This window comes from Pseudomonas sp. DCA-1, from assembly GCF_046523955.1.
In the GTDB taxonomy this organism is placed as follows: domain Bacteria; phylum Pseudomonadota; class Gammaproteobacteria; order Pseudomonadales; family Pseudomonadaceae; genus Aquipseudomonas; species Aquipseudomonas putida_Y.
Window position 1 is genome coordinate 125,841 of record NZ_CP169881.1, and the last position, 26,128, is coordinate 151,968.

The window sequence follows — 26,128 nt, forward strand, 5'->3', positions numbered from 1 at the left end:
TGAAAAATCGTACGGCGATTGCCCGTTTTTCTCACCACAAAGCAAACGTATAATCGATGTTCACACGAAGCTCATTGTCGTCACGGTGAGTCGCTCCAGGACCGAAATCATTTCGATACCAAGCGTGTCTAACCCGGAATGCCACGTCCTTGAACGTGCCGCTTTGGATTACATATGAAAGCTCGACGTCTTTTTCCGATTCTTTAAGTTTGTTGCCGCCGAGGTTCGGAAGGTCAATGTTGTCTCCGCTGACGTAGCGCAGCATCCCCTTTAGGCCGGGGATGCCAACGCCTACAAAGTCGTAGTCGTACTTGACCTGCCAGCTTCTCTCCTTAGGGTTTAGGAACTCCGAGCTCAAGGTGCCTTCCGTAATCACTAGTGGTTCGGTACCAAAGAGATAGGGCATTGCAGTGTCCCCAGTCAGCTGCATGTAGCCAGCGCCGAGACGATGCACGCCGAGCTGGTAGGTCAGCATTAAGGCGGTATTGCGGTTGTCTACCTTCCCAGCTTTTGCGGATCCGTTGTCTTTGGAATCATAAAAGCGGAAGTCGGAGGTGAGCCGCCCTGGACCCAGCTCACGGTTGTCCACGACACCGAGATAGTTCTTGTCGTAGATGTCTTCGAGCTCTGCGTAGTAGTACTTGAGCGTAAGGTTCTTCGACCAGGCGTAATCGCCGCCAAGGAAGTAAAAGGCATCAGACTCCGCTGCTCCGTTGAAGCGTCCGTTTGGCGCTGAAACTCGCATCTTTTGATAGTCAGTAGAGTCCCGTAGGTTGATTCGGTCCAGCCAACCCGCGTGCAGAGAAAGATCTGGGATGTCTTGTGAGCGCAGGTAGGTGCCGCGGAAGGTTTGTGGCAGCAGCCGTGTCGGACTTGCGAACGCGATTGGCAAGAACGTGCTCACGGTTCCGTACTGAAGCTCAGTTTTGGAAACCTTGACCTTCGCTGTCAGCCCTAGCTCGGAGTAGTCCTTCGCTGGCTCCCTGGTGGAGGCAGAGAACGGCAATAGGCCGGTGCCGACACGATCTGGTGAGGAGTCGAGGCGCAACCCCATCATGGCTTGAGCATCCAGTCCAAAGCCGACTACACCCTCGGTGAACCCCGAATTGAAGTTCACGATGAAACCCTGAGCCCACTCTCGCGCTGCAGCTTGCGGTGTCTGGTTGATGTAGTTGCGATCGAAGTAGTAGTTGCGCAGTGTTACCTTGGCTTTCGAATCTTCCACGAAGCCGGCCGCTTGTAGCGAAGCTGCATTTGCAGCCAGCAGCCCTGCGAATGCAATTTTTTTTGATTTGCTCATGTCGTGTCTTCTTTCTTGTTTTTGTGATGACGCAATGCCGCTCAAACCACCGAAGGGCTCAGCTCAGGGCGTTTCTTCAGCGACGAGAGATAAAGCAGCGAGATAGCCGCCAGAACGATGCCGGGTGCCGAGGCCAACATGACACCGCCTGCACCGGCTCCAAGGACCATCATTTTTCCTACGACAAGTGGACCTGTCATTGCACCGATACGACCGACTGCGAGTGCTGCACCGGTCCCGGTAGCCCGACCATTGGCGGGATAGAACTGAGGAGCGAGGGCGTAGAGGACGCACTGGCCACCCGTTGTGAAAATGCCTGCCAAGAATCCTGCGCCGATCATGGTAGGGAGTGAGGCCGCCACTGTGAGGCAGGCCAAAGAAATCAGGATGCCCCCATATACCAGCGCCGACATGGCCCAGATAGGCAGGCGATCCATTGCAACGCCGAGCATCAAGGTACCCACGGCCGCGCCAAGCTGCATGGCCAATACTACGACGCTTGCCTCGCTCGGCTTGAATCCCTGTCCAATCAGGATGCTTGGCAGCCAGTTGATCAGGATGTAGGTGACCATCAGTGTGAAGAAGAAGCTAACCCACAGGAGCAGGGTTTTCTTCAGTGCACCGCCTTCAACCAAGATGGCTTTGGTGGAGGGAACTTCGATCGTGGTGGTGGCAGCAATCGATTGCTTGTACACGTCGGGCAGGAAGAGAACCAGCAAGGGAACGATGACCAAAGGGACCACGCCGCCGACGTAGAAGACGAGCTTCCAGCCAGCCCCGAAATCCAGCAGCCCAATGGCGGCTGCCAACGCGGCCCCCAGCGGTACACCGCAATACATCAAGCTGACTGCTGTGCCTCGCATGCGCTCACCAGCAGCCTCAGATGCGAGTGCAATGAGGTTGGGCAACGATGCACCCAGGCCCACACCTGTCAGGAACCGGGCGAATAGCAACGCGCCGAAGCTCCAGGCTACCGTTGTGACGAGAGAGAAGATGCCGAACAGTGCAACAGAGGCGATGAGCACTTTTTTCCGGCCATAGCGATCAGCCAGACGGCCGCCAACGAAAGCGCCTGGAAGCATACCCAGGACGCCAACACTGAAAACCCAGCCCATTTCCAGCTTATCCAAGCTGTACTCGGCAGACATGCCGTGGGCCGCAATTCCTGGTGCTTGGAGATCCAGGCCTTCCATCAGTGCAACGAGGAAGCAAAGCGCGATGGTGATGAAAAGTTTGGTCTTATCGGTTTTATCAGTCATAACGACCCCCTCCGAAGCCCTTTGAAAGGTCTTCAGAAATCACATGATTGTGGTTTTAGTAACGCCAGTGATGTGGAACTACATCAGCTCAGTAATCACTCAAGAAAGAGTGAGTAGGTGGGCTGATCACTGCGTGTTCGGAGGTGCTGCGAGTCGGGAGTCTGCGAGGCATTCATCTGGTGATCTCTCTTATTGTTGTGTCATAGACCCCCTCCCTTACGGGAGGGGATTGCTGCAGACAGCTTGCGTGGAGCTGTCTGCGAACCTCAGCGCTTCAGCAGATCCAATGCGACGTCGACGATCATGTCTTCCTGGCCGCCAACCATGCGGCGTTTGCCCAGCCCGACCAAGATGTCTACTGCTTTGATGCCGTAGCGAGCAGCTGCAACTTCTGCATGGCGAAGGAAGCTCGAATACACACCGGCGTAACCGAGCGCGAGAGTCTCTCGGTCAACACGTACCGGGCGGTCCTGGAGTGGGCGAACCAGGTCATCTGCTGCATCCATCAGGGCGTACAGGTCAGTGCCGTGGTTCCAGCCCAGCTTGTCTGCGGCTGCAATGAAAACTTCCAGTGGTGCATTACCAGCACCGGCGCCCATCCCCGAAAGACTCGCGTCGATGCGGTCACAGCCTTCCTCGACGGCGACGATCGAGTTGGCTACGCCTAGGCTCAGGTTGTGGTGCGCGTGGATACCGGTGTGAGTGGCCGGATCGAGCACCGCTTTCACTGCGCGGAAGCGCGCTCGGATATCATCCATATTCATCGCGCCGCCGGAGTCGACGACGTAAATGCAGGTGGCACCGTAGCTTTCCATCAGTTTTGCCTGCTGCGCGAGCCCTTCGGGGGTCTGCATGTGGCTCATCATCAGGAAGCCTACCGTGTCCATACCAAGCTCACGGGCGTACTCGATGTGTTGCTTGGAGACATCGGCCTCGGTGCAATGGGTGGCGACACGGACAACGCGAGCGCCCGCGCTATAGGCAGCTTTGAGGTCGTGCAAAGTACCGATGCCTGGGAGCAGCAACGTTGCAATCTTGGCGTGCTTCACTGCGTCGGCGGCAGCTTCGATCCACTCGATATCGGTGTGTGCGCCAAAGCCGTAGTTGAAGCTGGAGCCTTGAAGGCCGTCACCATGAGCGACCTCGATCGAATCGACCTTGGCGGCATCCAGTGCTCGAGCGATTGCTTGGACCTGATCCAGCGAGTACTGGTGACGAATAGCGTGCATACCATCACGCAGGGTCACGTCCGAAATGTAGAGCTTTTTACCGTTCATATCTGCGCTCCTCAGGCTTGGCTCATCGACTGCACCATGCGCTCGGCGGTAGCCAACGCAGCAGAAGTCATGATGTCGAGATTGCCTGCGTACGATGGCAAGTAATGGGCAGCACCCTCGACCTCCAGGAACACAGAGGTCTTCAGGCCACTGAATTTTCCTTGGCCGGGAATGTTCAGTGGGGCAGATTCAGGGATGACTTCAAACTGCACTTTCTGCTTGAGGCGGTAGCCGGGGACATACGCATTCACTGCGGCAACCATTTCTTCAATGGAGGCCTCAACCTGATCTTGGTCCGCTGCTTCAGACAACACGTAGACGGTGTCGCGCATCATCAGAGGAGGCTCAGCCGGGTTCATGATGATGATGGCTTTACCTTTGGCTGCGCCGCCAATTACTTCGATGGCTTTCGAGGTGGTTTCAGTGAACTCGTCGATGTTCGCACGGGTGCCAGGGCCTGCCGATTTGGAGGCAATTGATGCGACGATCTCTGCGTAATGCACTTTGGCAACACGCGATACTGCAGCGACCATCGGAATAGTTGCTTGCCCGCCGCACGTGACCATGTTCAGGTTCTGCGCGTTGACGTGTTCTTCGAGGTTCACCACCGGCACACAGTATGGGCCGATAGCTGCCGGAGTAAGGTCGATCACACGGATGCCCGGTTTGCACTCACGCAGCATGGCGTCGTTTTTGACGTGAGCACCGGCGCTGGTTGCATCAAAGACGAAATCGATGTCAGCAAACTCTGGCATTTTGATCAGGCCGGCGACCCCTTCGTGAGTGATAGCCACGCCCATTCGGCCTGCGCGGGCCAGGCCATCAGATGCAGGGTCGATACCAACCATCACGGCCATTTCCAGGTGCTTGGAATTGCGCAGAATCTTGATCATTAAGTCGGTGCCGATGTTTCCGGAGCCGACGATGGCGACTTTGCGTTTTGTTGTCATTTTAGATCTCCATCACTCGACACTGAACGACACGCCGACTCGGCCAAGGCCATCGATCTCGGCTTCAAAATGATCACCTGGGCTTACGCCAACCATCGGCCCTAATGCACCGGTGAGGATGATGTCACCTGCTTTCAGTGGCTCACCAAACTCAGCCATTGTGCGGGCGAGCCAAACGGCCGCGTTCAGCGGGTTACCCAGGCATTCAGCGCCACTTCCGGAGCTGACAAGTTCACCGTTTTTCGAGAGGCGCATCGTTGCACCCCGCAGGTCAAGCCCGTCGATGCGCTGTGCAGGACCACCGAGCACAAAGCATCCGCTTGATGCGTTGTCTGCTACGGTGTCGGCGAACTTGATGTTCCAGCCCTCAATGCGGCTGCCGACAATTTCAAGCGCCGGGAGTACCCAGCCGGTAGCAGCGATGACATCTGCGAAGGTTGTGGAAGCGCTAGGGAGGTCGCGTTCCAGAACCAGTGCAATTTCTGCCTCGATTTTGGGCTGCAGAACACGTTCGAACGGAACCACTTCGTTGTCGCCGTAAGCCATGTCAGCGAACAGGCATCCGAAGTCCGGCTGGTCTACGCCCAACTGGGCCTGGACTTTGGGATTGGTCATACCGATCTTGCGGCCAACCAGGCGTTGTCCATTGGCGATGGCGTAGGCTTGGTTCAAGCGTTGAATCGCATAGGCACTTTCCACGTTTGTGGCGCCGATGACGTCACGCAGTGGTCCAACTGGCTCGCCCTTTCCTTCAGCTCTGCGCAGATCTGCCGCCAAGCGCTCAAGGGTCTCTTGTGTGATGTTCATCGTGACCTCGATCAGTGGGTGAGGAAGTCGAGAACCATGCGGTTGAACGTGTCCGCGTGTTCCCATTGGGCCCAGTGGCCGCATTTGTTGAAGACATGCAGTTGTGAGTTGGGAATGCCGGCAACCAGGCGCAGACCGGTGTCCATCGGCACAAAGCGGTCATTGCGACCCCAAACTACGAGGGTCTCGGCCTGAATCTCGCCGAGGCGATGGCTGAAGTCAGGGAACTGCTTGAGGTTCGCAGCGAGGCTCGCGGTGAAGTTTTCGAGGTGGTCTTTTCGAGCCAACATGTTGTCCAGGCGCGCTTGGAACAGTTCCTCGGTGAGGTCGCTGGTGTCGTAGACGAAGATGTTCATCATCTTCTTGAGGTTTTCGATCGTTGGCTCGCGGTACAGACCGTTGAGCAATTTGATGCCTTCAGTCGGCATTGATACGAATGGGCTGACCCCACCGGTGCCACCGCCCATAAGCACGAGTTTGCCTACGCGCTCAGGCCAGGTCAGCGTGAAAGCTACGGCTGTATGGCCACCCATGGAATTGCCGAGCAAGTGCACCTTGTCTAGGTCAAGCTTATCGACCAATCCTTTCAGAACGCGGGCATTGAGATCGGAGCGAGAGCCGGTGCTGACGATCGAATCACTTTTACTCCAGCCAGGGCAGTCCATGAGGATGACCCGGAAGCCAGCCTCTACAAGCGGCTCGATGTTGCGATTGAAGTTGGCCCAGCCGCTCGCACCAGGGCCAGAACCGTGCAGCATGACAACCGTTTCTTTGCCTTCACCGCAGTCGTTGTAATGAATATTCAGATCCAGCTCGCCGTCTTGGATGCGAACGAATTTGCTGGTGCCTTTTTCAGTAATTGCAGTCACGATTGAATCTCCGTGAAGGTGTGTTAGCGCTGAGAGTGCGCACTGATTGAGCCGAAGCCTGCGATCCACTCTGGGATCTCTCGGTAATAGCGATCTGTCGCGGTGTATGCGCCGTGGGCAGCGAGCGCTGAGAAGGCTGCGACCCAGGCCTTGACCTCATGCGTGGATTTACCGGCCAATTCGGATAGATGTGCGTTGGGGAGGTGATCCAGGTCGCTCAAAAGGTCCTGCTCAACAACGTCCAGGAAGTACTGATCCCACTCGGGATTCAGCGGATGCAGGGTGTTCTGGTCTTCGACAAACCGCTCAGCTGCGATGACCACTCGTTGAGTGCGGGCGGTGCGCTCGTCTTCTGGCAGATTGCGTCCACTGCCCATGAGCCGATCAGCCATCCGGTCATCGACTTTGGCTAGCTCTGGAACTGGCGGTTGGTGTGAAAGGCCTCCGGATCCCAGGAACAGCACCCGCTTGTTCAGAGTGCGGGTGAATCTACCAACCGCTTCACCCATCAATCTGACCCGCTCGAAGGAAGGTAGAGGCGGGGCCACGCAGTTCACGAAGATCGGCAAGACCGGATATTTGTCCAAACCGCCAAGAAGGAATTCGAGCGGTTGAGCGAAGCCGTGGTCGACCTGCATGCGATACGAAACTGGCATGTCGATGCCATTGCTCAGCAGAGATTCAGCGCAAGCTTCCGCGATGGATTTGGGGACAGAAAGGGTGCCGGCGAGCGAGCCGAAATCGCCGATGGCTTCAGCGGCCATGCCCAGGCAGAAAGGGGGCATGACATCGTAGAAGAATCCGTTGTAATGGTCTGGAGCGAAAAGCACCACGAGCTCAGGATCGAAAGCGGCGATGCGTGCACGGGCAGCGCGGACCACCTCATCCACTTCATCGAGCACGTTTTTGGGCGGATCGAAATGCCCAATGAGGGGTGTGTGCGATAGGCAATGCAGGTAAGCGTTCATCGATACGAAACCTTTACGTCGTGCCCCAGTGCCGGCCGCCTCGCACTGGGACGGCATGAGCGCTTTCCTCAATGCCTTACGGCAGAGGGGCAGCGCCATGCAGGTAGATTTGTTTTTGTCTGCCTGATCATCATGCACGCTAGAATGCTAGCATGCAAGCTTGACGATGCCCGCTCATCGTCGAAATGGATCCTCACCATGGGAACTGGGTTGCGACGGATGACGAAGCGATGGTTGCAAAAATCTGGTTTACTATCCGAAATGCTAGTATGCAAGCCAGTTAGCGAAATGTTGAACCGCGCACTCAGCCCTAGGAAAACCACATCGATGCAAGTGGCAAACAAGAAGACCGCTATTTACCAGCACATTTTGGAGCGGCTGCTGAATCGTAGGTATGCGTTCGGCGAAAAGATCCTCGTAAAAGAAATTGGCGAAGAGACCGGTGTCAGTCGTCAGCCAATCATGACCGCACTGAACAGCCTGCAGGAAAGGGGCTTTGTAGTGATCACGGCCCAGGTTGGATGTGAGGTTGTGCACCCTACACGTTTGGAAGTTGATGATTTCTATCAAATGTTTGCGAACAACGAAGCGCTTATCGCCGGGCTTGCTGCTGAGCGTGGCTCCCCTGATGATGTGCTGCGGATGTCCGAGATCAACGACAAAATTAGAAGCATCAATCCAGCTCACAGCGATGCTGCCGACAGTTATCGCAATTTGAACGTTGAATTCCATCGCGTGCTGCACTCAATGGCGAAATCGCCAATACTCTCGTCACGCCAAGTAGCAAATTTTGAGCTATCCGACTTTTTCATCGTACAAACCTGCGGCTTCCAAGTGCACTTGGGAGCTGCTACTGATGAGCATGATGAGATTCTTGCAGCGCTGAAAACCAGGAACAAAAAGGCTGCAGCCAATGCGGCTGCGAGCCATATTCACAGTGTGGCGAAGGATGTCGTATCTAAAATGCCTGAGGCTGAGAAGCTAGCCTCATAGCGGGAACGCGAACTCAAGCCATACAGAGTCGCCTTTGGGGCCGTTCTTGGCCGCGGTCTCACGCATCCACTTGAGCACGACCCCTGACTTCTGATCAAACGCATAGAAGATTTGGGGGCCAACGGCGAATTTACTCAGCCGGTTCCCATCATCGAGGTCACCATGGTCGTAGCGATCATCGGTGACCTGCTTGGTGTAATATCCCACCAAACCCAGCTGAACCTTGGGATTGGACTGCAGCCTGTAGCCAAGCAGGTAGTCGACGTTGAACACGTTGCCCGATCGATAGTCGGTCTCGTCGTTCTTCGCATTGATGGTGAAGGTCGGTGCAATTGAGACCTCCCAGTTAGGGTGGGGGAACCAGGTTAGGTCAAATTCCTGGGTATAGCTCGCATAGCCTGGCGGGCTATTCGCTAACTTATTACCGTCATAGTGTCCCAACGGGACAAAGGCACTGAATCCCGTTAGCAAGTGCAATTTTTCGGAAGGCGAGTAGCCGACATACAGAGGGGTAAGGTACAGCTGCCTGAAGCCGGAGTCTGTATCACTATTTCCGAATGCCTCAACCTTGATCTTGTTCGCTGAACCGATAATTCCACTGCTGAGTGTAACGCCGCTATCGAATTTCACGTCCCATGTATGCACTACTCGAATGGCTTGAACAAAGTTTTCCAAGCTGAATCCGGGTACAGAGGATTTGCCGCTATTATCTTTGAAGCTGTCCGCCTTGTAGTAGGCGGTATAGCTGTACAAAGAGGTTTCACCTGGGGGAGGCAAGATCGCCGGAAGAACGGTCTGTACACCTAGCGGCCAAACGGTATCTCCATTTTCAGTTCCGTAACAGAGCGAAGAAACGAGCAAAGAGCATCCAAGCGCGCTGGCAACGCCAGCGCGTGTTACATAACTTTTCATTGTTATTATCCTATGTAGTTTTACAGCTTGGCATGGGCCCCAATAAGAACGAACGTAACCATCGCAGGTTCGGTGCCAGGGTTTCTCCAAGCATGGATATTGCCTTGCTGCACCACGACGTCTCCGCTCGCAAGCTCCCTTATCTGGCCGTCGTCCAGTTCGAGAACGAGAGGGCCTTTGACCACAATGCCGTAGTCGATTGTGGGAGAAGCGTGCATACCTGGTCGCTCAGGATCGAAGCATTCATACAGTCCGAGTAGGTGGCGTTGCTGCTCAGCATGAGCCTCCTCGGGATTGAAATCCGAGGACTGGAAGATTGAGTCAGGCGGGAAACTCACCGCCAGACACTTTGTTTCTCCAGGCTGAGGCAGCAGGGAAGAGGTGGCTTGAACTGGGTCGTCAAATGCTTCAGGAACGGTCGGAGACGCCACCGTGTGCCAAATTAAAGAAGTAGCGAATCCCGGAACCTTTTTGTATTCATAGGTCTGAGGCGCTAAACCGTCGGATAGGAACACAGCTTTACCATTCTGCGTACCTGCAACCACTCGTCTCACTTTCATGTTCGGTCTCCGATTGAGCTCCGCTCGATCGAGCGGCACTGCTGTTCAGGCCAGGCTGGGATTGATTACAACGTTGGTGAAACCGCCTTTGCGGTCTGCTATTGCATCCATTGCCTCGTTGACCTGTTCGATGGCGAATACTTCCTGGTCGAATACCGATAGGTCCAAGGTGCCAGCGGCAGCCATTTCGGCCATGTCCTGACCTTCTGCCACAGTGAACCAGAGGGAGCCGATCACGCTGATCTGAAAGCACATGAGTTTGAACATGGGGACCGGTAGATCTTCAGACATACCGCCGATATCCACCATGCGGCCGCCGCGGCGAAGCGCACCAATCGCCTCAACGGTAAGTTCATGAGGAGCGCCCGGGCCAACCGCATCGATGAAGACGTCAGCACCGAGCTCATCGGTGTGCTTCCGAACCCAATCACCCAGTGGCTCATCGCCGACGGAAATCGTGAAAATGCGATCTGGGGCGAGAGCGCGTACGCGCTCCAGCAACTGGCGGTTTCGGGCCATCGCGAAGATTTTTGTAGCACCCATGGCCAGGGCAAGCAGGACGGCCCCAAGTCCTAGCGTTCCGGTGGCGCCACTGATCAGCACAGACTGACCTGAACACACGCCTGCTTTTCGAAGGGCCGAATAGGCTGTGCCGAGATAGCCAAAGCGACATCCTTGCTCGAAGGATATCGCTTCAGGGAGCTTGACCAAGCCCGACGCTGGCGCGGTCATGTATTGGCACAATCCGCCGTAGGGGTAGTCTTCGAAGATTTCTTGCGAGCCTGGGCCAAACCCGAAGTAGCCCTGGAAGGTGAATGCGGTGCAATTGATGTGCTGACCACGCAGGCAGGCATGACAGGAGCCGCAGCTACGGCCGGGGTTCACGTACACGCGGTCTCCGACTTTGATGCCGTGCACGCCTTCTCCCACTTCTTTGACGATGCCGGCAGCATCCAAACCGTAAACCGCCGGCAGCTTCGGAAGCGGGAGGTAGGGGAACCAAGTGGAGTAGCTCTCGATGACATTGCGAAGGTTAGGTACCAAGTTGCAAGCCTTCACCTCTACCACCACGTCATGTGCACGGGGTCTAGGGACCTCGATCGAGTCGAGTTGGAAGGTCGGACCAACCTTATGAAGGCGGGCAGCTTTCATCATGCTCATTTCTATTTTCCTTATTTTCATTGGGCCAGAGGCCGTGGGCACTGAACAGCAGGGAACCCCTCCAGCTCGCGATAGCGAAAGGGTTTATCTGTCTGGGAAAACGAGTCGGAGAAGGTTGCCTCGATGGCAGCCATTGGAGGATCTCGTCACATGCCGGCGTGACAAGAAGGGCGATGAGTCTTTGCACGCAATGCTGACCATGATGGGCACCGCTTGTTTGTAGTTATGGATTTATCATGCCCCACTGGAATGCTAGCATGCAAGAGGCATTTCGACAGATGGAAGAATACCTGGGCTGGGACTTTACAACGCCTAGACCTGCTGATGACGTAGTCAGGTGCCAGAGTAATTCCTAGCTAGGCGCTGAGCTGGGGTTGGAGAAGACGCGGCGTAACAGCGATGACCGGCTCTGTCTCAGCACCAATCAGCTAGGGGAGGAGAAAGTGGTGTGAATTTGAGTGCTCTGGTAGGAGTCGAATCGCCGGAAAGCCCCGCCAGTAGGGCCTTGTAAACTAGTTTTTTTCACTGTAAACCACAGTGGTTTACAGTGAAAAAAACAGGTTTACACCGCTGCCCTAAAGGGGCCTCGTGGGTGCCTCTTAAAGCAGGATCGTCCTGATGGAATTATGAGCTGGTCGTCGCGCTGACAACCATCGCGAGTGGTTTTGGATCGAGTATCTCGATGTCCTGGCGCAGCGCAAAGCTGTACTCGTTCAGCAAGCTGTGGTTCGAGTAGACGGGGTTCAGCGACGCGGGACACACGATTCTCCGTGTAGGGCTGCTCACCAGATGGGCCTTCTGAGGTCCGGCAGCGGTTGGTAAGGTGGGCGTCTGCCGTCACCTTGAAATTGACAGTGCTCAAAAATGTGGGTTGAGCTCATCTCCCAATTTCGATGACCTTCATGTCCTTTAGCTTAGCTTTGAGCACAAGGTTCTCTTCCAGCAACACCTCATTGAGTGATGCTAGTCGTGCTATTTTTGCCCGAAGCTCCGCTATTTCTGAGCGATATGCAGCGCCTTTATTACGTTCGGCAGTCAACTCTTGATGTTTTGAATCACGTGTAGCACGGCTTGAGCGCCCTTGAGCATCGCGGATCGCCTCCGCAATTTTGGGGTACTGGTTGTGAATTAACGCTGTTGAGACGCCCGCCTCGCGAGCTACTGCCGCGATACTGAGCTTGGTCTCGCCAGTGTGGGCGCGACCCTTTTGGATACGACTGAGGGCTAGCTTCAGATCCTTTTCACGATCCGCAGCCGGCTTGTAATTGTTAACAGCCTTCGTCTTAGGCTTCACGAAATCAGATCCTGTGGCATTCCGAGTTGGGTTAATACTTCTTGGCTGCGGCTAAGGTCGCGCTCTACACGTCGGCGACCAGACTCGCCAATGTCAGTGCAGTTTCTCAAATCTTTGAGATCATTATAAAGACGCTGGTACATCGGCGCATGAGACGGTCCGATGACCGAATGATCACAACCACTACAGCGAGTGCGCTCAATGGTGTTGCCGATGCAGGCATCACTATCTGCAGTGCACCATGCATGTCCATTGCTGCGGATGCAAGTGCTTTCAGCGATGGATTTGATCATCGCAGCATGGTCTTTAAATATCAGTAAATTATGTGGTTCCCTCTTCCATTTTTTAATAGCCAATCCGTATCCTCCTGCCAGGCTCTCACCCTCTATCCAGCCACTTACAGTGGTGATTTTTATATCTACCAGTTCGTCTTGAATTTCGTCATAAAGGTCAAGATCCAGATGCTGTCCCCAGGTATCATCCATCGCATAACCCAAGGACATATCTAAGGACCAATGAGCAAAATGCTCCTTGAGATAGCGTAAGTCGCCAAATTTGCTGTGCGCGACGTAGTTTGCGAACTTACGACGAAATTGATGGCTGGTAAGGTTCCAGCTAAGTCCGCAATTTTTGGCGAATGCTTGTAGGTTTTTTTGCCAACCTGCGAGGGTAAGTGTGCGAACTCTCAATTTTCCAGTCCTGTCGATGCTCAGAAATAGCGAGTTTCGGTGCTTCTCTGCCTCAGCGATTTGCGCGTGGTGTGGGTTGATACGATATAGCCGAATAATTTCCTCGGCAATCAATGCGCGGTAAGGCGTGGACCAGCGTTCCATGGCGCGCAGGGCAAGTACGCCTACTTCTGGGATCATCCATTTAATTATCCCTGCATCAGTTTTCTCGGATTTGGAGCGCATCCAATGATATATCGTACCTTCATCGTCCTCGGTGCAGTGATGCGCACCTATCTGCAAATTACATAACTCATGATTTCGACAGCCTGAAGTGCTTGCAAGCACAATGTAACAGGCGGTGCGTAGACTGTTTAGCGATTTCGACAGCCTCATTATTCCGCCGCTCCAACCTTTAGCCTTCAGGTACCGTGTCTTAGCAAGATTGAGACCTCCGTGAGTACTACCCTTCCACTCTACTGCCAAGACATCAAGTTCGTCACGGAGATCAAGTATTAGTTTGCTGTTTTCTAATTGCTGATACGCATGCGAGAAGAGTGTGCAAAATACATCATCTGGGATGAGCGGAGTTGCGCCTCCGCGAGATTTTCCTCCGCTGCCTGATAGTATGAATGCGGAGGTGTCGGGCCATGGATGCTGTGGCATTGGTTGGTCAGTAAACTGGCTTAGTTCGTAGATGACTTCAACCGATGTGAAGAATCCCGAATTTGCATTGCGATCTTTGTAAGTGGTGGCATAGTTTTGGGTGATTATAGGTGATATTTCGGATAGCTTGGAGATCTTAAGTTTTTCCAAGTATCGAAAGAATGGGAGTGAGTGCTCAAAGGCGACCCGTGTTGTGCCGCCCTTGGGTCGCGCTGAACCGATACGACCCCGCATTATGTGCCGGTACATCATCGCTTTCATTACTGCGCGGAAAGCTAATGGCACGTTGTCAAAGTTTATTTTCCTCCTGCTGTCAGGGACATTGCTTGGCTGGTCACGTAGATGCCAGATGTTATCTCCGTACCGGCTAATTGTGGTCCACTGTCCATTTATTTTGGTTGCGGCTATGATTAGACTATCGCGTTCCGATTCAAGTAGCCCAAGTGTATCGATAGGCTGGCCGGGGAAGGATTGAACTTCGATCACATCCAGGGTGGAGTGGCTCATGAGAAAATCTCCAGGCTTCCAATAAGGTCTACTGACCAGAACGGGTGCGGTTGAGACCTAGCGCGCTCACGTGTGGCATCAACCATCGAGGCTTTAAAGATTTTACGGCGCAATCCTTCAGCAACGATATAGTCGTCAATCAAGCGAGGAATATGACTGTAATCTCGGGTCCAGCGGCGTTTGTCCATTCGTGAGCGTTCTGCTAGAACCCGAAAGTAGAAGCTGGGCGGTTGCAGGAGCTGAGTGCAACACGGTTATTGAATTGAAACCGGAGCATCATGCCGCATTGCCATGGCATTTTGCATGACCTCTCCCATCACCTCGATGGGGCATTTGAAGTCGAAGCGCTTGCGCGGTCGCATGTTCAGTTGCAGCGCAATGGCGTCCAGCTCCTCCTGGCTATGTACCGACAGGTCTGTGCCCTTGGGCAAGTACTGGCGAATCAGGCCGTTGATGTTTTCGTTGCTGCCGCGCTGCCAGGGGCTGTGCGGGTCGCAGAAGTAGATCGCCACGCCGGTTCTTTGGGTGATCTCGGCGTGTCGCGCCATCTCCCGGCCCTGGTCGTAAGTCATGCTCTTGCGCATCTCCAGCGGCATGCTATTGAGCGCGGCGCTGAAGCCTTCCAGCGCCGAAGTCGCCGTCGCGTCGTTCATCTTCACCAACATCAGGTAGCCACTGGTGCGTTCCACCAGCGTACCGACGGACGAGGCGTTGGCCTTACCCTTGATGAGGTCGCCTTCCCAATGCCCCGGCATCAGCCTGTCTTCAATCTCCGGCGGGCGCACATGAATACTGACCATCTCGGGGATCTGGCCGCGCCGATCCACGCCACCAGAGCGCGGCCGGCGCGTCGTCTTGCCTTGGCGCAGACAGATGATCAGCTCCTTACGCAGCTCACCCACTGGCAGGGCATAGATCGCGTTGTAGATCGTCTCGCGACAGACGTAGGCATCTCGCAGGTTGGGTATGTTCATGCTGCGCAGCTTGCCGGCAATCTGCTCGGGAGACAAACGCTCACGCAGCATATGGGTCACCAGTTCGAAGCGCTCGCTACCCGGCAACAGTTTTCGCATCGGTCGACAAACCTGGCGGCGGGCCTGCATTTGCTGCTGGGCCAGGCGGGCCGAGTAGCCACCGCAAGCACCTCGGTTACGGCGCAGCTCACGGCTGATGGTCGAAGGGGATCGGTTGATCAAGCAGGCAATCCTGCGCAGGCTGAAGCCTTGGGTACGACCGATTTGAATGGTGGCGCGCTCTTCAACGCTGAGTTCGGTATAAGACATAGGGGCAGCACCGTACCGGAAAGGTCAGGTGTTGCACTCAGTTTTTGCCGCCGCCCTGAATAATTTATATAGATCCTGAGAAGTCACTGCGTAATGTTTGCAGCGCAAGCAACTCGTGAAGTTCATGCAAGTCGCACCTTCTCGCTTTGGGGCATATTGGCCATTGACTGGGTCAGCGCAGCGGCCGGTAGGGGTTTCCTTATAAGTTGCACCGATGGTGGCGGTCAGTAATTCATTTACTAATATACCTCCCATGAATTGCCAGTTTCGCTGACTATCTTCTCCAGGCGCCAGATAGTTTTGGTCGGTTACGCGTGGGGTGTTGCCGAGGGCAGCTGCTGTGATTAAGAGATCTCCGTTTGACAGTTCGAAGATGCGGTTTGCGAAAGTTTTCCGCAGTCGCGAAATGTTGATGCGCAGTGGTTTTCCGTTACTATCCTTAAGAGAGTAGTTTTTAACAAGTTGGTCTATCGATTTGTGTAATGCCATACTTGTTAGTGCTGTGACTTGTCCGGTTGAAGCGTTGGCGCGACTGCGATATAACCACACACGCCCCTTATACTCATCCGGAGCCTCTGAATCTAGTGGCTCTGTCAGGGCCATAACTCGACGAATAAGATTTTCTACGCTATTTTTCACGCTGAACATGGATTCAAGCCGAAGTTTTGTGTTCGCTTTCACCCTAAGAGCCACTCTGCTGTGGGTATGGCCGCGTCGCTTCCATAAAACTAAGAATGCGGTGTTCTCTTTCGGATGTGGGTGCAAGCAGTTGCGGTCCATTTCCAGCAAGGGGGTAGTATTGCGTCCAGTATGGAGTGCTATTGCTAGTAGTGCGAATGATAAAAGGTTCGCTGTAATAATGGCATCCACCATCCAAATTGGTCCAATGGCTTCTTGTAGCGCTTTTGTGAAATCCTTTCGTTCTCGCTTTGATAATGCAGTTGCGCTCTGGTGTTTTCGGGAGTTGTTGGGGAATGAATTTTTCGGAAAGGTAGCATTGTCGCCGGTGCTGATGAGGGGGAATACCTTACGCAGTCCAAGTGCTCTGAGTACTGCCTTCGCTTTGGCGTAATATGCTTTTTGGGATGTGGTTGTAATAGGTAGTTTTTTTAGATAGTGCAGGTAACCATCAATAAGATTTCTATCTATATCTGAGAGTGTTAGCTTTCGTCTAATGGCCTTTGCCCTGAGGGAACAATAATCTAGGAAGCTGCGTAGTCCAGTCTGGCAGTATGCACTGATGGTTGAGGTCGATATGATGTTGTCTTGACCCGCCAGAAAGCGCTCAATTTGGCGTTGACACGCATAGGTGATAGTATCTATTTTGATGCCATACCATGATGTGAAATCAAAGCTTCGACTGCCGAGTGCGTTACGCTTGAAATTGACTATGGTATTTTTCGGTGGGATAGATTCCGATGGTATTATTGTTTTTCTTTCTGTGGCGAGAGCGCGCTCATCTTCTGGAGTGCTCAGTTCAGTCCTAATGAATGTTTTGCGCCTGCCCATTAATTGTCTTCCGTCATTTCGCTTAACTCATCATCATATGCCAATATCGCCTCATCTACCATTTCATTGACAAGGTGCAGGTAAACCATTGTGGTTTGAACTGAACTGTGGCCAAGTTGACGTTGAAGGAATACTAGCGGATCAATTCCATTTTGAGGGTTGCGCCGAAGATTCACGAGGGTGTGAGTTGCGTAAGTATGTCGGAGCATATGTGTATTGACTTTGATTCCGGCCTTCCTTCCAGTATCGGCAATGATCCGATTTAAGCTTTTTCCGTCGCTTCCAAAAGGTTCCCCCAACTGGTTGAGAAGTAATGTCTTTTGGTTGTTTTTCAGTGATGCTCGCTCTCCGCGAATTTTGGAGGCATAGTGGTGAAGTTCTTTCATGAATTTCCGACTGAAATGTATATGTCTCGCCTTGTTACCCTTGGTTTCCATGCCGCTGCCGTCGTAAGGATCGAGTCGAATACGAAGATTTCGCTCGGTTCGGTTAGCCTTGTCAGGATCGAAAATATAAGTCAATGGGAACGTTGCAAGTTCGTTGCGGCGGAGGCCCGTGTGTAGTGCTAACCTAATCATGACTCGGTGATGCTGATTTTCCGATGCAGAAAGAAGAGACCTGATTTCGCTCATGCCTAAAAATTTCGGAAGATTCTTGTGGTGGCGGGGCATTACATCTTTTACTAGCGACTTGCCGCCCTTGGCGGAAATATGCTGAAGGAAGCTCGTAGTGCGCTGTACAAACCGCTCCTCATAATGAAATGGCAGGCGCTCTACCCAGCCATTTTTAAGCGCGAACTCGTAGAAACTGCAAATATACGTCAGGCGTTGCCGTGTAGTGGTCTTCGCTAATCCGCATGTGTGCAAGCAATAATCTCGATAAGCAGCTACAAGGCTCTTAGCCTCACCGCGATCTACTTCTCGCCAATCAAGTTCATGCACCTGCAAAAAACTGAAAAAGTCGAATATTGCTCGCCCGGTATTGGGCCAAGAGTTTCGCGAACCTATGCTCCCGCGAAGCAGGTAGTGACGAAGGAACTGATTGGCCTCGGTGCAACTGGCCATTGAGTCCCAAAGCAGAATGGGAAACCCGGGGTAAGGACGCCCTGCGATCAAGAAATCCTCAGTACTCCATACAAGCTCCATCTGCATCCCTCCGTGCATTAGCCTCGTGATGAGGCGCTGCTCCCCACCCCCTCAAAAAGGTCTATTATGCAAATAGCACAACGATGTAACGGTTGCTACGTACCGGATCCTTTCTGGGGATACCGGTCGAGATCAAATGTCCAGGGGATACAGCTCATGGGCTTGCTCTCAAAGGAATCGTCCCACCGGAGTATGTGGACCAGGTTCAGCACCAGATCTTTGTTGCTGAAGCCAGCTTCGCCCACTACTACTCATTCGATGGGTCTAAAGGCGTGCTGCTCAAAGTCCCGCGTAACCAGAAGCGGATCGATCAAATACTTAAAGGCGAGCTCGACTTCTGGCACCGGCTCCAAACAGGCAAATGGAGTACAGATGAATGGGAAGCCGCAGCGGCCGCCTGGCGGCTGTCAAACCGGCAATTTCAGGAAGCCACAGCGCGAGAGGAAGCAGCCCGAGCTGTGCTGCTCTCTCAGATGCCGCCAGGCCGCAAGCGACATGAAAGTGAAGGTGTCTCTGTTCACCTTTCCACACGTAAAGGATCTGTCGACTGGCGCGCCTTGCTCAAAGCACACGGCGTAGACCTGACTGAAAGCCAAATCGATGTCTACAGGAAACCCTCTGTAGAACATGTGACTGTTCGTGATCAGCTCAATGCACCCCTGACGATGCCTAACTTGCCGGCGGCGACTTTGCCTCAATCGGTATCCCCCACCGTGCAAACTGGACAGCCAGCACCTAAACCAGCGGTACAAACCTTGAGGAAGGAGTTCATCTTCTAACGCTACACCCCCCGGAAACGGGGGTTTTTTTTGCCTGTTTTGCACAGGCGTGTGCGGCATCCCCTCTCATAAAGCGAACCTGGGAGACCAAATGAAACGTATCAATAGGCATGTATCCGCGTGGCTTGTAGTAGTTTGTATCTACACCGCGTTGGTGGCGGCTACGGGTGCATCGCATAAGCTAGCGCTATTCACATTGACGTTTGTTATATGTGTACCAGTGATTGCTTGGTGGAAAACAGGAAGCTTCACATATTGGCCGGTTATTCATACCAAAAGTGACAATGCTTCATTTAAACCAAAACGGACATACGACCACGAACGTACAGGACAGACTAAAGGCAAGCGGGATACGCCGAAGGCGTATGACCTTAGCGACATTCCGCACCCACCTAAAAGAAGAAACGATGCACATCTCAAGAATCTTCCTCAAGGAAACGGCATCAGTCCACCCACCAGTAAACAGCGGCCAAAACCCGTGCAATGTGCACTCGTAGCCAAAAGGGTCAAGCAACTGATCCCGGAAAATGTAGCTCCTACTATTGGATCCATGGGCGACCTGTTCGAAGATCAAACCCGCATAGTAGACACGTTAGAAGACATTCTCATTGTTCCTGATGGAGACGTCTTTCTTTAACTGCATCACATAAACCAGCGCCTTATTTAAGGCGCTGGTTTTTTTATTCATCAAATAGATTACACTTCACCCACCCAAGGCCTGAGCTGCATTTTTGCATACGAAAAATCGTGCAGACCAAATTTTGCACGCATTAAACCGCACTTTTTAGGGAACTTTTCTGGCGCCGATTTGTTGACCCTCATAACAACACGTCCCTATAATTTGTCCCGCATCGCCAATCAACGGACTAGATAGGAATTAGGGACACAGCATGTCTTTCAGCTTTGACACATACCAGGGAGCTACGGAAATCGGTCTTTCGTCGCTGGGTTGCCTCTCAACCGATGGCAAACCGCACTGCCCACGATTCAATAAAAGCTGCTCTAACAAATGCGCATCCAAGTGCATGCTCAAAGCAATGACAGACTTCCCAGAAGCCAAGACTGAAATTCTTCTGGCTGGCGTCGTTATCGCGTCAACATTTGCATCAGATATGACTGAGGTTCACGCGGCATTGTCCGGCTTCGAGCGGGCAATCCAGGCTACCTGCATCTGATCACTCGCCCCTGCATCACCAATCACATGCCTGCGTAATGCACAGTACAACGATTTGAAACGGACCAGTCTTCCACTTACGCGTTATGGATTTGATTGACGTTCTCTGTCACGTACGTATAATCAATAAAAGCGGCCTTATGCGGTCGCTACCAGAGGTAATGCTTCATGATCCACGAGTACTCCCCAATCGAAATCGGCCTGGACGCCCTTGGTGTGGAACCTGGTCAGAACCCCAGCACAGTGTTCGGGGTGGATGATCTAAGCCAAGCGGACCAGATCCGAAAAGTAGGTGAGCGGATCGAGCACGCGATGAGTGCCTACCCTGAGATCAAGACTGAGATCTTGGCCGCCGGCATCAATGTCCTCCTCGATGTGTCCAGTTCGCTGGCGCAATTCAGGAGTGTCGCTCTCCCTCAACTGGACCGATCTGTGGATACCGTGGCTGCGTAGGTTGGATAAATCAACGAGCCCTTTATGGCAGTAGAAAAGATTGATGCCCTGGAGCAAGAGACTGCTTCAGGGCTTGTGCAAGACACCGACATCGAGTCACTCCCCCCCTCCGAGCCATCCGGCCCCCCCTCGACCTTTGAAAAGCTGTGCGGGACTTACATCTCGAATGTGGACCGCTCACGCAAGTTTGTGAACCGTCTGGCCTTCGAGATGGATCGCGATGAGCGCGTTCGCAAAATCTGCAGGGTCAAGCTCCGTCAAAACAAGTGCGAACTCAGCGACTTTGAAGAGGTCCTGCAAAGGACGCTGGAAGTCTTCTTCGGCTCTATGCTGGCTAAGATTGAAGATCAGGATGCCGTCTATGCGGTTGTGTACGCTGTGGCGCACAACGTCAGCCGAGAAGTCCTGCGAGATCGCCAGAAGCTGATGATCAATCATCGCTCCATCGAGGACATGCAAGAGAAGGGTGAGGAACTGGAGCAAGTCGGTCTAGCCGACCAGGTAGAAGTAGACCACGATCGAGATATCGATACAGAAGCTGCCACCATTAAAATGGCCGCAGCACTTAAACGGGTGATCAACGGAGAACAAACAGTGGCCAGTTCCGGCATCTATGCCATGGATCAAGATCCAATGGTACGCCTTGTACAACCTCAGCCTACGGACGACCAAGAAAACGATACGGACACTTCATCGCGATCCAAGCCAGCTGATGCTGGTGTGAAGCGTCCCCGCGGCGGAAGCCGGGCCGAGCTTTCGGTTGATCAGCAAGAACTGGTGAAGATCGGCTCTGACCTGGGCCTACGCAATCAAGACTACGCCTTTGCCCTGGGCATCGGTCTCCCTCGACTCTCCTCCTACATCTATGGCCGGACTGCGTCGGTGCCCACGGAGGTAATGGAAAAGGCTCGGGGTCTTCTGGCAGAGGAGCCGCACCGGAGAGAACGCCTTTTGCGTTTCGACCGGGACATGAACGTCATCTTGGCTGAATGGATGACTCGCCTCGCCATCGATACCGAGAAAGACGAAGACATGGCCACCATACTTGGGGTGACCAAAATGACGATCTACCGGTGGCGCAACAACGAGACCAAACCCGATGCAACGGCCCTGGCTCGTTATGAGCAGCGGATCGACTACGAAATGCGCATGAGAAAAGCTGTAGAGCAGCGGCTTCAAGCAGAGCGCACTTAAATAAGAACCCGCATCTATGCGGGTTTTTTTTGGACGAAAAAAAACCGGCTGCAGAAGCCGGTTTTGTGAAGAGCTAATGGGGCTTAGCTTTTCCAGGATTCGACGACGTCACCACCATACTGAGTTTTCCACTCTTTCAGCTGGCGGTGATTGCCGCCTTTGGTCTCGATAGTCTCACCGGTGTGGGGATTTTTATAGACCTTGACCTCACGTGGCTTACGTTGCTGACGATCGGCTTCTGGCCGTGCATTGATTTTGCGCAGACTTGAAGCCGGGTCAAGTATGGCGATGACCTTGCCCAAATTCGCGCCGTACTCTTCCATCAGGCTTTTGAGCTTTTCTTCGAACTCAATCTCACGTTGCAGCCCTGAATCATTTTTCAGCGCTTCCAAAGCAGAAAGTTGCTCTTGCAGTGCTTTCTCTGCAGCACGAAATTCAGCCAACTTGCTCATGCGTAATCCTCATTGGTGTACAATTCAGCAAACAAGTATCTATAACTAATTTGCATAAAAATTACTATACCCTAGGTGCTGTTCTTTTTCTACTGAGTCGACGGAAATTCCATGATTTGCAACGCTGATGAGTACGCAGAAAGCGGCCGCCACCACCACATTGCAACACTGCTTGCCGGCCGTAACTTCGAGGGCGTCTACTTGATTTCAGAGCCACCCAAGAGCGCACTCATTGAGGGGGAGACTTGGTTGAGCTTCATTGCATCCGACCTCACCGGCACCATCAGCTGCATCGTTGATCCAGCAAGGGCAGGCTGGGTAGAGGGTGACTGCTTTACGAGCATTTGGGTGCTTCTGAGAGGCCAGGTAGCTCACTTCCAGGACCAGTTGCATGCGCGCATCAGTGAGCTACACCAACTGAAAATGCAGTGGTAAAAAAAAGACCTTCTGGAGGGTATCCAGAAGGTCTTTTTTACACCAAGGCCCGAATGCAGGCCTTGCTCAATGCAACACGGGTGATGCTCGCCATCGTCAGTACCTGATAAGCGGCAACAGCCCTCCCCTCCCCCAGCGCCAAGGTGGCCAGCGTCAGCAAAGCATCTGCCGGCACGAGCGCAAACTCAGCGGAACTGGAATCTTCGAAATCAAGGGTGATTTCCTCATCATCTGCCACCCGATCGCCGGAGCATAGCCCGTCAAACGCATGAGGGGCCTCGGATAGGATGAGGTCGAAGAACTCAACGTAAGCGCGCAACTCGCTGGTGGAACCAGCTGAAAACGTGCGGCCATTATTGAGGGAATTTTGAACGGTGTGAATCACATACTCGACAGCCTCTACTTCGCTGAGGAGGTCCTGCTTGGCCGACAGTAGCGAGTCCTGTACAGATGACCCAGTGGCAGCATCTGTCAGCCCGGTGACATCCAGGTCACCACCCAGATCGCTATAGCGACACTGGGCGAGCACCTTGATCTGGGCTACGTAGGAAGAATCGGCTTGGACCTCTTCCGCGAACGGCTCCCCATTGGGGAACAGTCCGGAAATCAGCAGGGAACGAGTTTGCGCTTGATTATGTTGTGGGTACGAAATCATGTGGGTCTCCTGAAAGAGTGTGCTGTTGAGGCTTTTCGCCTAACTGCCTTGCCTCAGGGGATGTGTCACATGCGTGTGTAAGATGAAATCACGAACCAATAACGAAAAATACTATCAAAATTTAATCAATACAGGTGACGTACATCTCCGCGTTACGGATTGCTGAAATTACTTTTTTTTGGCCATTTGACACTATCGGCGCAGGTTTCCAATTCTTGAATCATTAATGACCGTGCCTGTTCAAGACGTTACAATTTGAATTTCTACCTACGGATAGATGGCTCAAAATTTCACTGAGACTTTTTATGAAAGCCCTAGCAAAAATATTCAAGAATCCCGCAGCCTTACCCACGATCTCTTCGGTGGTTATGGAGCTACTAGCGATGTCTAGGGATCCCTCAGTGCCGTTGTCCAGCATTGTGAAAGCAGTGAGCCTTGACCAGGCTCTCGCCGCAAAAGTACTACGCACGGCCAACTCTGCTTATTTCGGACGCAGCGGAACTGTCTCCCGTCTCGAAGATGCCATATCTACAATTGGCATACACAACTTCCGTACCACCATTATCACGACTGGCCTACTGAAGGCGCTGCCGGACGCACCAGGCATTGATATGCCGACCTACTGGAAAATGGGTTTGCATACTGCGTTCATGGCATCTGCCCTGGCGGAGAGCATAGGTGCAGAACGGGATATCGCTTTCACTACGGGTTTGATGCAAGGCATAGGCGCTCTACTCATTCACCTGGTAATGCCCGATGAAGCCTGCACTGTAGTTCAATCCGTTGATGCATTCGATCTTGTCGGCCGGCGTCCTGTCGAGCAGGCGCAGCTTGGATTTGACAATGCTGAGGTTGGAGCAGAGCTGCTGAAGCGCTGGAAATTCCCGACCCCAATCCAAAAAGCGTTGCTCACGTATTCCAATAGATCCCCCCTACCCGATATCCTTGGCCAATTGCTATCAGTATCCTCGACCTATGCTTATGGCGTGGTTATGGGGTTGGATAGATCATCACTCGCAGACTGGGTGGACCCAGAGATAGCAAAATCTCTTGGCCTCTCTCATGATTTGTTGGATAGCTGCCGACAACGTGTGTCTGAATCAGTGCTGATGATCGGTTAAGAGAGAAGGATTTGTAGTGAACCCAGGGCTCCGCCTATATCAGGCCATAATCGATAGATCTGAACTGCTATCGCTCCCCTTCCAAGAGGCTAGCAAGGCCTGTGGTTTCACCGCAGACACGCTGGCCAGTTGTTTTGGGGATGAGTCAAAAGCCAAACCGCGCCCCCTCCATGACGTACTGGATCGAAAACGAATCGACCTTATTGCTGCATTTCTTCATTGCTCGGGGTTCCGAGTTCTGCAGATGGCGGACGTTTTTCGCTGGTCGGACTACTGTCTGATTCAGCAGTCAGCGGTGTTCAATTCGAAAGCTGTCAGCCAGAGCCATGAGACCGCGGCCTATTTCGAAGAGGTCACGAAGGCAGACGTCGCCTCATCCCCGATTTTCATTCTGGATGAACTGATCGCAGCCACTTGGTCAGAAGACCTGAAGGAGGCCGCCGAGAAAATCGATGTGCCGTATGAGACGCTCAACTCGTGGCGCACAGGTCGCCCTAAGCCCTCCCTCCGCGATCTTGCTGCTATCAGGATCGTAGCAAAGCGTATTGATCTCGGAACCCCAGTGATCATGATGGCGTTGGGCGTACTGGCGAAATCTGATTTCCAGCTGGATGGCTGCTCCGTCGACATTGAAGACGAGCTAAACAAAGCCCTGGATATAGACATCCTGTAGTATCTTTTGCGTAGTTATTCCCAAATGGGATATAACACGTATTGATAAGAAAAGACCCTATTGCTAGTATCCGTAAGGCTACGAACGGTATTTTACTGAGCCAAGGGTTCTTCTTTATGCGTTTCGATGCCCAGTCTGCATCTGCCAAGCTCTCTAGTTTGCGAATTCCTGCACCCGACATCGAAGTGCTCGATGAGGTTTACAAATCAGAGGGTGATGACCTCACCGACGCGATCGATCGGGCAAAAGCCGGCGACAACTCAGCCCTGCACTATCTTCGTGGAGTTTTCTTCACGATTCTACCAGGGTGTACCGAGCGCATCCTCCAGGCCAAGCTCCCACAACCATCCCTCCCAGTGCTGATCAGCATTGGGAAATCCGAGGGCCCGCAGTTCTCTCAAGATCTCAAACAATGGGCCAATGGTGGTTACGTAGACTCAGATGTTGGTCAGTCTCTGTGCGAAATCTACCGGAACGCTCATTCGCAGCACAGTGCATCCCTGGAACCAGAGGTGCTGATCGAAGCTGCGGATATTGAGGCTGCCGAGGAGCCTGTCACTTCCGACAATGCCTGCGAGCCTGCAGGCGAGAAGACCTTTGTTACTCGGCATGTGTACGGCGGAAAGGTCGCCGTTTGCTTCCAGTCCGATATGACCAGGGGCGGTGAGCACACGATTAGGATCGAAGCCGCGGAGTCGACCGCATCCAAGAGATTCAACTGGTCTGACAAGATCAGCATTCAGCTATCTGGACGCGAGCTGCCTGGCGTGCTGGCGACCTTCATGCAAATGCAGACAAAGTTTGATGGGAAAGGGCATGGTGCACAAAACGAAAAGTGGTTCACGATCGAGAATCAGCCCGGGAAGGTTTTTCTCTCAGTGAATACGAAAGGCCGGCCACCTCGATCGGTGCCTATCGGGCCAGGCGACTGCTTTGGCGTGGTGACTCTGCTCATTGAGCAGATGCTGAAGAACTCCCCTTTCCTCTCCGCTGATACGCTGTTGAACATTGTCCAGCGCACCGCACAGATAGCCCCGCAGCCGTCCTCGAACGGCCACAGATAG

27 protein-coding genes and 1 pseudogene are annotated in these 26,128 nt (G+C 53.2%); 10 read left to right on the forward strand and 18 right to left on the reverse strand.

Features of this window, described 5'->3' with window-relative positions; genetic code table 11:
• Positions 1-31: 31 nt before the first annotated feature.
• From ACE4QZ_RS00630 to mhpB, 7 genes are all read right to left on the reverse strand, one after another.
• On the reverse strand, positions 32-1,300 hold the full coding sequence (locus tag ACE4QZ_RS00630; RefSeq protein WP_023383538.1) for an OprD family porin: 1,269 nt from the start codon (positions 1,298-1,300) through the stop codon (positions 32-34).
• Between the two features lie 41 nt (positions 1,301-1,341).
• Positions 1,342-2,559 (reverse strand): 3-(3-hydroxy-phenyl)propionate transporter MhpT, encoded by a 1,218-nt coding sequence (gene mhpT / locus ACE4QZ_RS00635; protein ID WP_023383537.1) that lies wholly within the window; start codon positions 2,557-2,559, stop codon positions 1,342-1,344.
• Positions 2,560-2,825: 266 nt separating this feature from the next.
• Complete coding sequence (gene mhpE, locus ACE4QZ_RS00640) at positions 2,826-3,836, reverse strand: 4-hydroxy-2-oxovalerate aldolase (RefSeq protein ID WP_023383536.1); 1,011 nt, start codon at positions 3,834-3,836, stop codon at positions 2,826-2,828.
• A gap of 11 nt (positions 3,837-3,847) precedes the next feature.
• Positions 3,848-4,786 (reverse strand): acetaldehyde dehydrogenase (acetylating), encoded by a 939-nt coding sequence (locus tag ACE4QZ_RS00645; protein ID WP_023383535.1) that lies wholly within the window; start codon positions 4,784-4,786, stop codon positions 3,848-3,850.
• A 12-nt stretch (positions 4,787-4,798) separates the two neighbouring features.
• The gene (mhpD, locus tag ACE4QZ_RS00650) at positions 4,799-5,593 is read right to left on the reverse strand and encodes a 2-keto-4-pentenoate hydratase (RefSeq protein WP_410480468.1); all 795 of its coding nucleotides are present in this window, start codon (positions 5,591-5,593) and stop codon (positions 4,799-4,801) included.
• Positions 5,594-5,604: 11 nt separating this feature from the next.
• The gene (locus ACE4QZ_RS00655; RefSeq protein ID WP_023383533.1) at positions 5,605-6,462 is read right to left on the reverse strand and encodes an alpha/beta fold hydrolase; all 858 of its coding nucleotides are present in this window, start codon (positions 6,460-6,462) and stop codon (positions 5,605-5,607) included.
• Positions 6,463-6,485: 23 nt separating this feature from the next.
• Positions 6,486-7,430: a 3-carboxyethylcatechol 2,3-dioxygenase gene (gene mhpB / locus ACE4QZ_RS00660; RefSeq protein WP_023383532.1), complete on the reverse strand. Its 945-nt coding sequence runs from the start codon at positions 7,428-7,430 to the stop codon at positions 6,486-6,488.
• A gap of 327 nt (positions 7,431-7,757) precedes the next feature.
• On the opposite strand from mhpB, the gene ACE4QZ_RS00665 reads away from it, so the two are divergent.
• Positions 7,758-8,423 (forward strand): GntR family transcriptional regulator, encoded by a 666-nt coding sequence (locus ACE4QZ_RS00665; protein WP_023383531.1) that lies wholly within the window; start codon positions 7,758-7,760, stop codon positions 8,421-8,423.
• Here the strand turns inward: ACE4QZ_RS00665 and ACE4QZ_RS00670 are convergent.
• The 9 genes and pseudogenes from ACE4QZ_RS00670 to ACE4QZ_RS00710 form a co-directional block, all read right to left on the reverse strand.
• Entirely contained in the window at positions 8,418-9,335 is a 918-nt protein-coding gene (locus tag ACE4QZ_RS00670; protein ID WP_238546573.1) for a transporter, read from the reverse strand. The genes ACE4QZ_RS00665 and ACE4QZ_RS00670 overlap by 6 nt on opposite strands.
• Positions 9,336-9,355: 20 nt before the next feature.
• On the reverse strand, positions 9,356-9,895 hold the full coding sequence (locus ACE4QZ_RS00675) for a cupin domain-containing protein (protein ID WP_023383529.1): 540 nt from the start codon (positions 9,893-9,895) through the stop codon (positions 9,356-9,358).
• Between the two features lie 45 nt (positions 9,896-9,940).
• The gene (locus ACE4QZ_RS00680; protein ID WP_023383528.1) at positions 9,941-11,056 is read right to left on the reverse strand and encodes an alcohol dehydrogenase catalytic domain-containing protein; all 1,116 of its coding nucleotides are present in this window, start codon (positions 11,054-11,056) and stop codon (positions 9,941-9,943) included.
• Positions 11,057-11,933: 877 nt separating this feature from the next.
• A complete protein-coding gene (locus ACE4QZ_RS00685; protein WP_023383527.1) occupies positions 11,934-12,350 on the reverse strand; it encodes a hypothetical protein in 417 nt (138 codons plus the stop codon).
• Positions 12,347-14,191, reverse strand: coding sequence for an integrase (locus ACE4QZ_RS00690; RefSeq protein ID WP_041925780.1), 1,845 nt, complete (start codon positions 14,189-14,191; stop codon positions 12,347-12,349). Before ACE4QZ_RS00690 ends, ACE4QZ_RS00685 begins: the two co-directional genes overlap by 4 nt.
• Positions 14,188-14,415, reverse strand: a pseudogene (locus ACE4QZ_RS00695) (hypothetical protein); the annotation flags it as partial. The gene ACE4QZ_RS00690 and the pseudogene ACE4QZ_RS00695, both read right to left, overlap by 4 nt.
• Positions 14,416-14,445: 30 nt before the next feature.
• Positions 14,446-15,474, reverse strand: coding sequence for an IS30-like element ISPsp7 family transposase (locus ACE4QZ_RS00700; RefSeq protein ID WP_011911495.1), 1,029 nt, complete (start codon positions 15,472-15,474; stop codon positions 14,446-14,448).
• Positions 15,475-15,498: 24 nt separating this feature from the next.
• Complete coding sequence (locus ACE4QZ_RS00705) at positions 15,499-16,983, reverse strand: phage integrase SAM-like domain-containing protein (RefSeq protein WP_410480287.1); 1,485 nt, start codon at positions 16,981-16,983, stop codon at positions 15,499-15,501.
• On the reverse strand, positions 16,983-18,128 hold the full coding sequence (locus ACE4QZ_RS00710) for a tyrosine-type recombinase/integrase (protein WP_023383525.1): 1,146 nt from the start codon (positions 18,126-18,128) through the stop codon (positions 16,983-16,985). The genes ACE4QZ_RS00705 and ACE4QZ_RS00710 overlap by 1 nt, the downstream gene beginning before the upstream one ends.
• A 194-nt stretch (positions 18,129-18,322) precedes the next feature.
• Here ACE4QZ_RS00710 and ACE4QZ_RS00715 point away from each other — a divergent pair, with 194 nt between their 5' ends.
• The 5 genes from ACE4QZ_RS00715 to ACE4QZ_RS00735 all read left to right on the forward strand — a co-directional run bounded on the left by ACE4QZ_RS00715 (position 18,323) and on the right by ACE4QZ_RS00735 (position 21,728).
• Positions 18,323-18,907, forward strand: coding sequence for a hypothetical protein (locus ACE4QZ_RS00715; RefSeq protein WP_410480288.1), 585 nt, complete (start codon positions 18,323-18,325; stop codon positions 18,905-18,907).
• Positions 18,908-18,998: 91 nt separating this feature from the next.
• Entirely contained in the window at positions 18,999-19,544 is a 546-nt protein-coding gene (locus tag ACE4QZ_RS00720) for a hypothetical protein (RefSeq protein WP_082412236.1), read from the forward strand.
• Between the two features lie 253 nt (positions 19,545-19,797).
• On the forward strand, positions 19,798-20,082 hold the full coding sequence (locus ACE4QZ_RS00725) for a hypothetical protein (RefSeq protein ID WP_135001454.1): 285 nt from the start codon (positions 19,798-19,800) through the stop codon (positions 20,080-20,082).
• Positions 20,083-20,249: 167 nt separating this feature from the next.
• Positions 20,250-20,534: a hypothetical protein gene (locus ACE4QZ_RS00730; protein ID WP_023383523.1), complete on the forward strand. Its 285-nt coding sequence runs from the start codon at positions 20,250-20,252 to the stop codon at positions 20,532-20,534.
• A 24-nt stretch (positions 20,535-20,558) separates the two neighbouring features.
• Positions 20,559-21,728: a hypothetical protein gene (locus ACE4QZ_RS00735; protein WP_023383522.1), complete on the forward strand. Its 1,170-nt coding sequence runs from the start codon at positions 20,559-20,561 to the stop codon at positions 21,726-21,728.
• An 83-nt stretch (positions 21,729-21,811) separates the two neighbouring features.
• On the opposite strand, the gene ACE4QZ_RS00740 is transcribed toward ACE4QZ_RS00735, so the two are convergent.
• The gene (locus tag ACE4QZ_RS00740; protein ID WP_023383521.1) at positions 21,812-22,180 is read right to left on the reverse strand and encodes a histone-like nucleoid-structuring protein, MvaT/MvaU family; all 369 of its coding nucleotides are present in this window, start codon (positions 22,178-22,180) and stop codon (positions 21,812-21,814) included.
• 111 nt (positions 22,181-22,291) lie between these two features.
• Here ACE4QZ_RS00740 and ACE4QZ_RS00745 point away from each other — a divergent pair, with 111 nt between their 5' ends.
• Positions 22,292-22,615 carry a hypothetical protein gene (locus tag ACE4QZ_RS00745; protein WP_023383520.1) on the forward strand — a complete coding sequence of 108 codons (324 nt, stop codon included), beginning with the start codon at positions 22,292-22,294 and terminating at the stop codon, positions 22,613-22,615.
• 37 nt (positions 22,616-22,652) lie between these two features.
• Here ACE4QZ_RS00745 and ACE4QZ_RS00750 read toward each other — a convergent pair whose 3' ends face one another.
• Positions 22,653-23,270: a hypothetical protein gene (locus ACE4QZ_RS00750; protein WP_023383519.1), complete on the reverse strand. Its 618-nt coding sequence runs from the start codon at positions 23,268-23,270 to the stop codon at positions 22,653-22,655.
• 305 nt (positions 23,271-23,575) lie between these two features.
• On the opposite strand from ACE4QZ_RS00750, the gene ACE4QZ_RS00755 reads away from it, so the two are divergent.
• From ACE4QZ_RS00755 to ACE4QZ_RS00765, 3 genes are all read left to right on the forward strand, one after another.
• Positions 23,576-24,391 (forward strand): HDOD domain-containing protein, encoded by an 816-nt coding sequence (locus tag ACE4QZ_RS00755; protein ID WP_023383518.1) that lies wholly within the window; start codon positions 23,576-23,578, stop codon positions 24,389-24,391.
• A gap of 16 nt (positions 24,392-24,407) precedes the next feature.
• Positions 24,408-25,064 (forward strand): hypothetical protein, encoded by a 657-nt coding sequence (locus ACE4QZ_RS00760; RefSeq protein ID WP_023383517.1) that lies wholly within the window; start codon positions 24,408-24,410, stop codon positions 25,062-25,064.
• Positions 25,065-25,180: 116 nt separating this feature from the next.
• Positions 25,181-26,128, forward strand: coding sequence for a hypothetical protein (locus ACE4QZ_RS00765; RefSeq protein ID WP_023383516.1), 948 nt, complete (start codon positions 25,181-25,183; stop codon positions 26,126-26,128).

Excerpts from the sequence above, each read along its gene's own strand:
- ACE4QZ_RS00690 (WP_041925780.1), bottom strand. The coding sequence starts at position 14,191 with ATGAGCCACTCCACCCTGGATGTGATCGAAGTTCAATCCTTCCCCGGC.
- ACE4QZ_RS00630 (WP_023383538.1), bottom strand. The coding sequence starts at position 1,300 with ATGAGCAAATCAAAAAAAATTGCATTCGCAGGGCTGCTGGCTGCAAAT.
- mhpD (WP_410480468.1), bottom strand. The coding sequence starts at position 5,593 with ATGAACATCACACAAGAGACCCTTGAGCGCTTGGCGGCAGATCTGCGC.
- ACE4QZ_RS00645 (WP_023383535.1), bottom strand. The coding sequence starts at position 4,786 with ATGACAACAAAACGCAAAGTCGCCATCGTCGGCTCCGGAAACATCGGC.
- ACE4QZ_RS00725 (WP_135001454.1), top strand. The coding sequence starts at position 19,798 with ATGTCTTTCAGCTTTGACACATACCAGGGAGCTACGGAAATCGGTCTT.
- mhpT (WP_023383537.1), bottom strand. The coding sequence starts at position 2,559 with ATGACTGATAAAACCGATAAGACCAAACTTTTCATCACCATCGCGCTT.
- ACE4QZ_RS00665 (WP_023383531.1), top strand. The coding sequence starts at position 7,758 with ATGCAAGTGGCAAACAAGAAGACCGCTATTTACCAGCACATTTTGGAG.
- ACE4QZ_RS00710 (WP_023383525.1), bottom strand. The coding sequence starts at position 18,128 with ATGGAGCTTGTATGGAGTACTGAGGATTTCTTGATCGCAGGGCGTCCT.
- ACE4QZ_RS00670 (WP_238546573.1), bottom strand. The coding sequence starts at position 9,335 with ATGAAAAGTTATGTAACACGCGCTGGCGTTGCCAGCGCGCTTGGATGC.
- ACE4QZ_RS00765 (WP_023383516.1), top strand. The coding sequence starts at position 25,181 with ATGCGTTTCGATGCCCAGTCTGCATCTGCCAAGCTCTCTAGTTTGCGA.
- ACE4QZ_RS00750 (WP_023383519.1), bottom strand. The coding sequence starts at position 23,270 with ATGATTTCGTACCCACAACATAATCAAGCGCAAACTCGTTCCCTGCTG.
- ACE4QZ_RS00680 (WP_023383528.1), bottom strand. The coding sequence starts at position 11,056 with ATGAGCATGATGAAAGCTGCCCGCCTTCATAAGGTTGGTCCGACCTTC.
- ACE4QZ_RS00700 (WP_011911495.1), bottom strand. The coding sequence starts at position 15,474 with ATGTCTTATACCGAACTCAGCGTTGAAGAGCGCGCCACCATTCAAATC.
- mhpB (WP_023383532.1), bottom strand. The coding sequence starts at position 7,430 with ATGAACGCTTACCTGCATTGCCTATCGCACACACCCCTCATTGGGCAT.
- ACE4QZ_RS00705 (WP_410480287.1), bottom strand. The coding sequence starts at position 16,983 with ATGGGCAGGCGCAAAACATTCATTAGGACTGAACTGAGCACTCCAGAA.
- ACE4QZ_RS00720 (WP_082412236.1), top strand. The coding sequence starts at position 18,999 with ATGAAACGTATCAATAGGCATGTATCCGCGTGGCTTGTAGTAGTTTGT.
- ACE4QZ_RS00675 (WP_023383529.1), bottom strand. The coding sequence starts at position 9,895 with ATGAAAGTGAGACGAGTGGTTGCAGGTACGCAGAATGGTAAAGCTGTG.
- ACE4QZ_RS00745 (WP_023383520.1), top strand. The coding sequence starts at position 22,292 with ATGATTTGCAACGCTGATGAGTACGCAGAAAGCGGCCGCCACCACCAC.
- ACE4QZ_RS00735 (WP_023383522.1), top strand. The coding sequence starts at position 20,559 with ATGGCAGTAGAAAAGATTGATGCCCTGGAGCAAGAGACTGCTTCAGGG.
- ACE4QZ_RS00740 (WP_023383521.1), bottom strand. The coding sequence starts at position 22,180 with ATGAGCAAGTTGGCTGAATTTCGTGCTGCAGAGAAAGCACTGCAAGAG.
- ACE4QZ_RS00730 (WP_023383523.1), top strand. The coding sequence starts at position 20,250 with ATGATCCACGAGTACTCCCCAATCGAAATCGGCCTGGACGCCCTTGGT.
- mhpE (WP_023383536.1), bottom strand. The coding sequence starts at position 3,836 with ATGAACGGTAAAAAGCTCTACATTTCGGACGTGACCCTGCGTGATGGT.
- ACE4QZ_RS00755 (WP_023383518.1), top strand. The coding sequence starts at position 23,576 with ATGAAAGCCCTAGCAAAAATATTCAAGAATCCCGCAGCCTTACCCACG.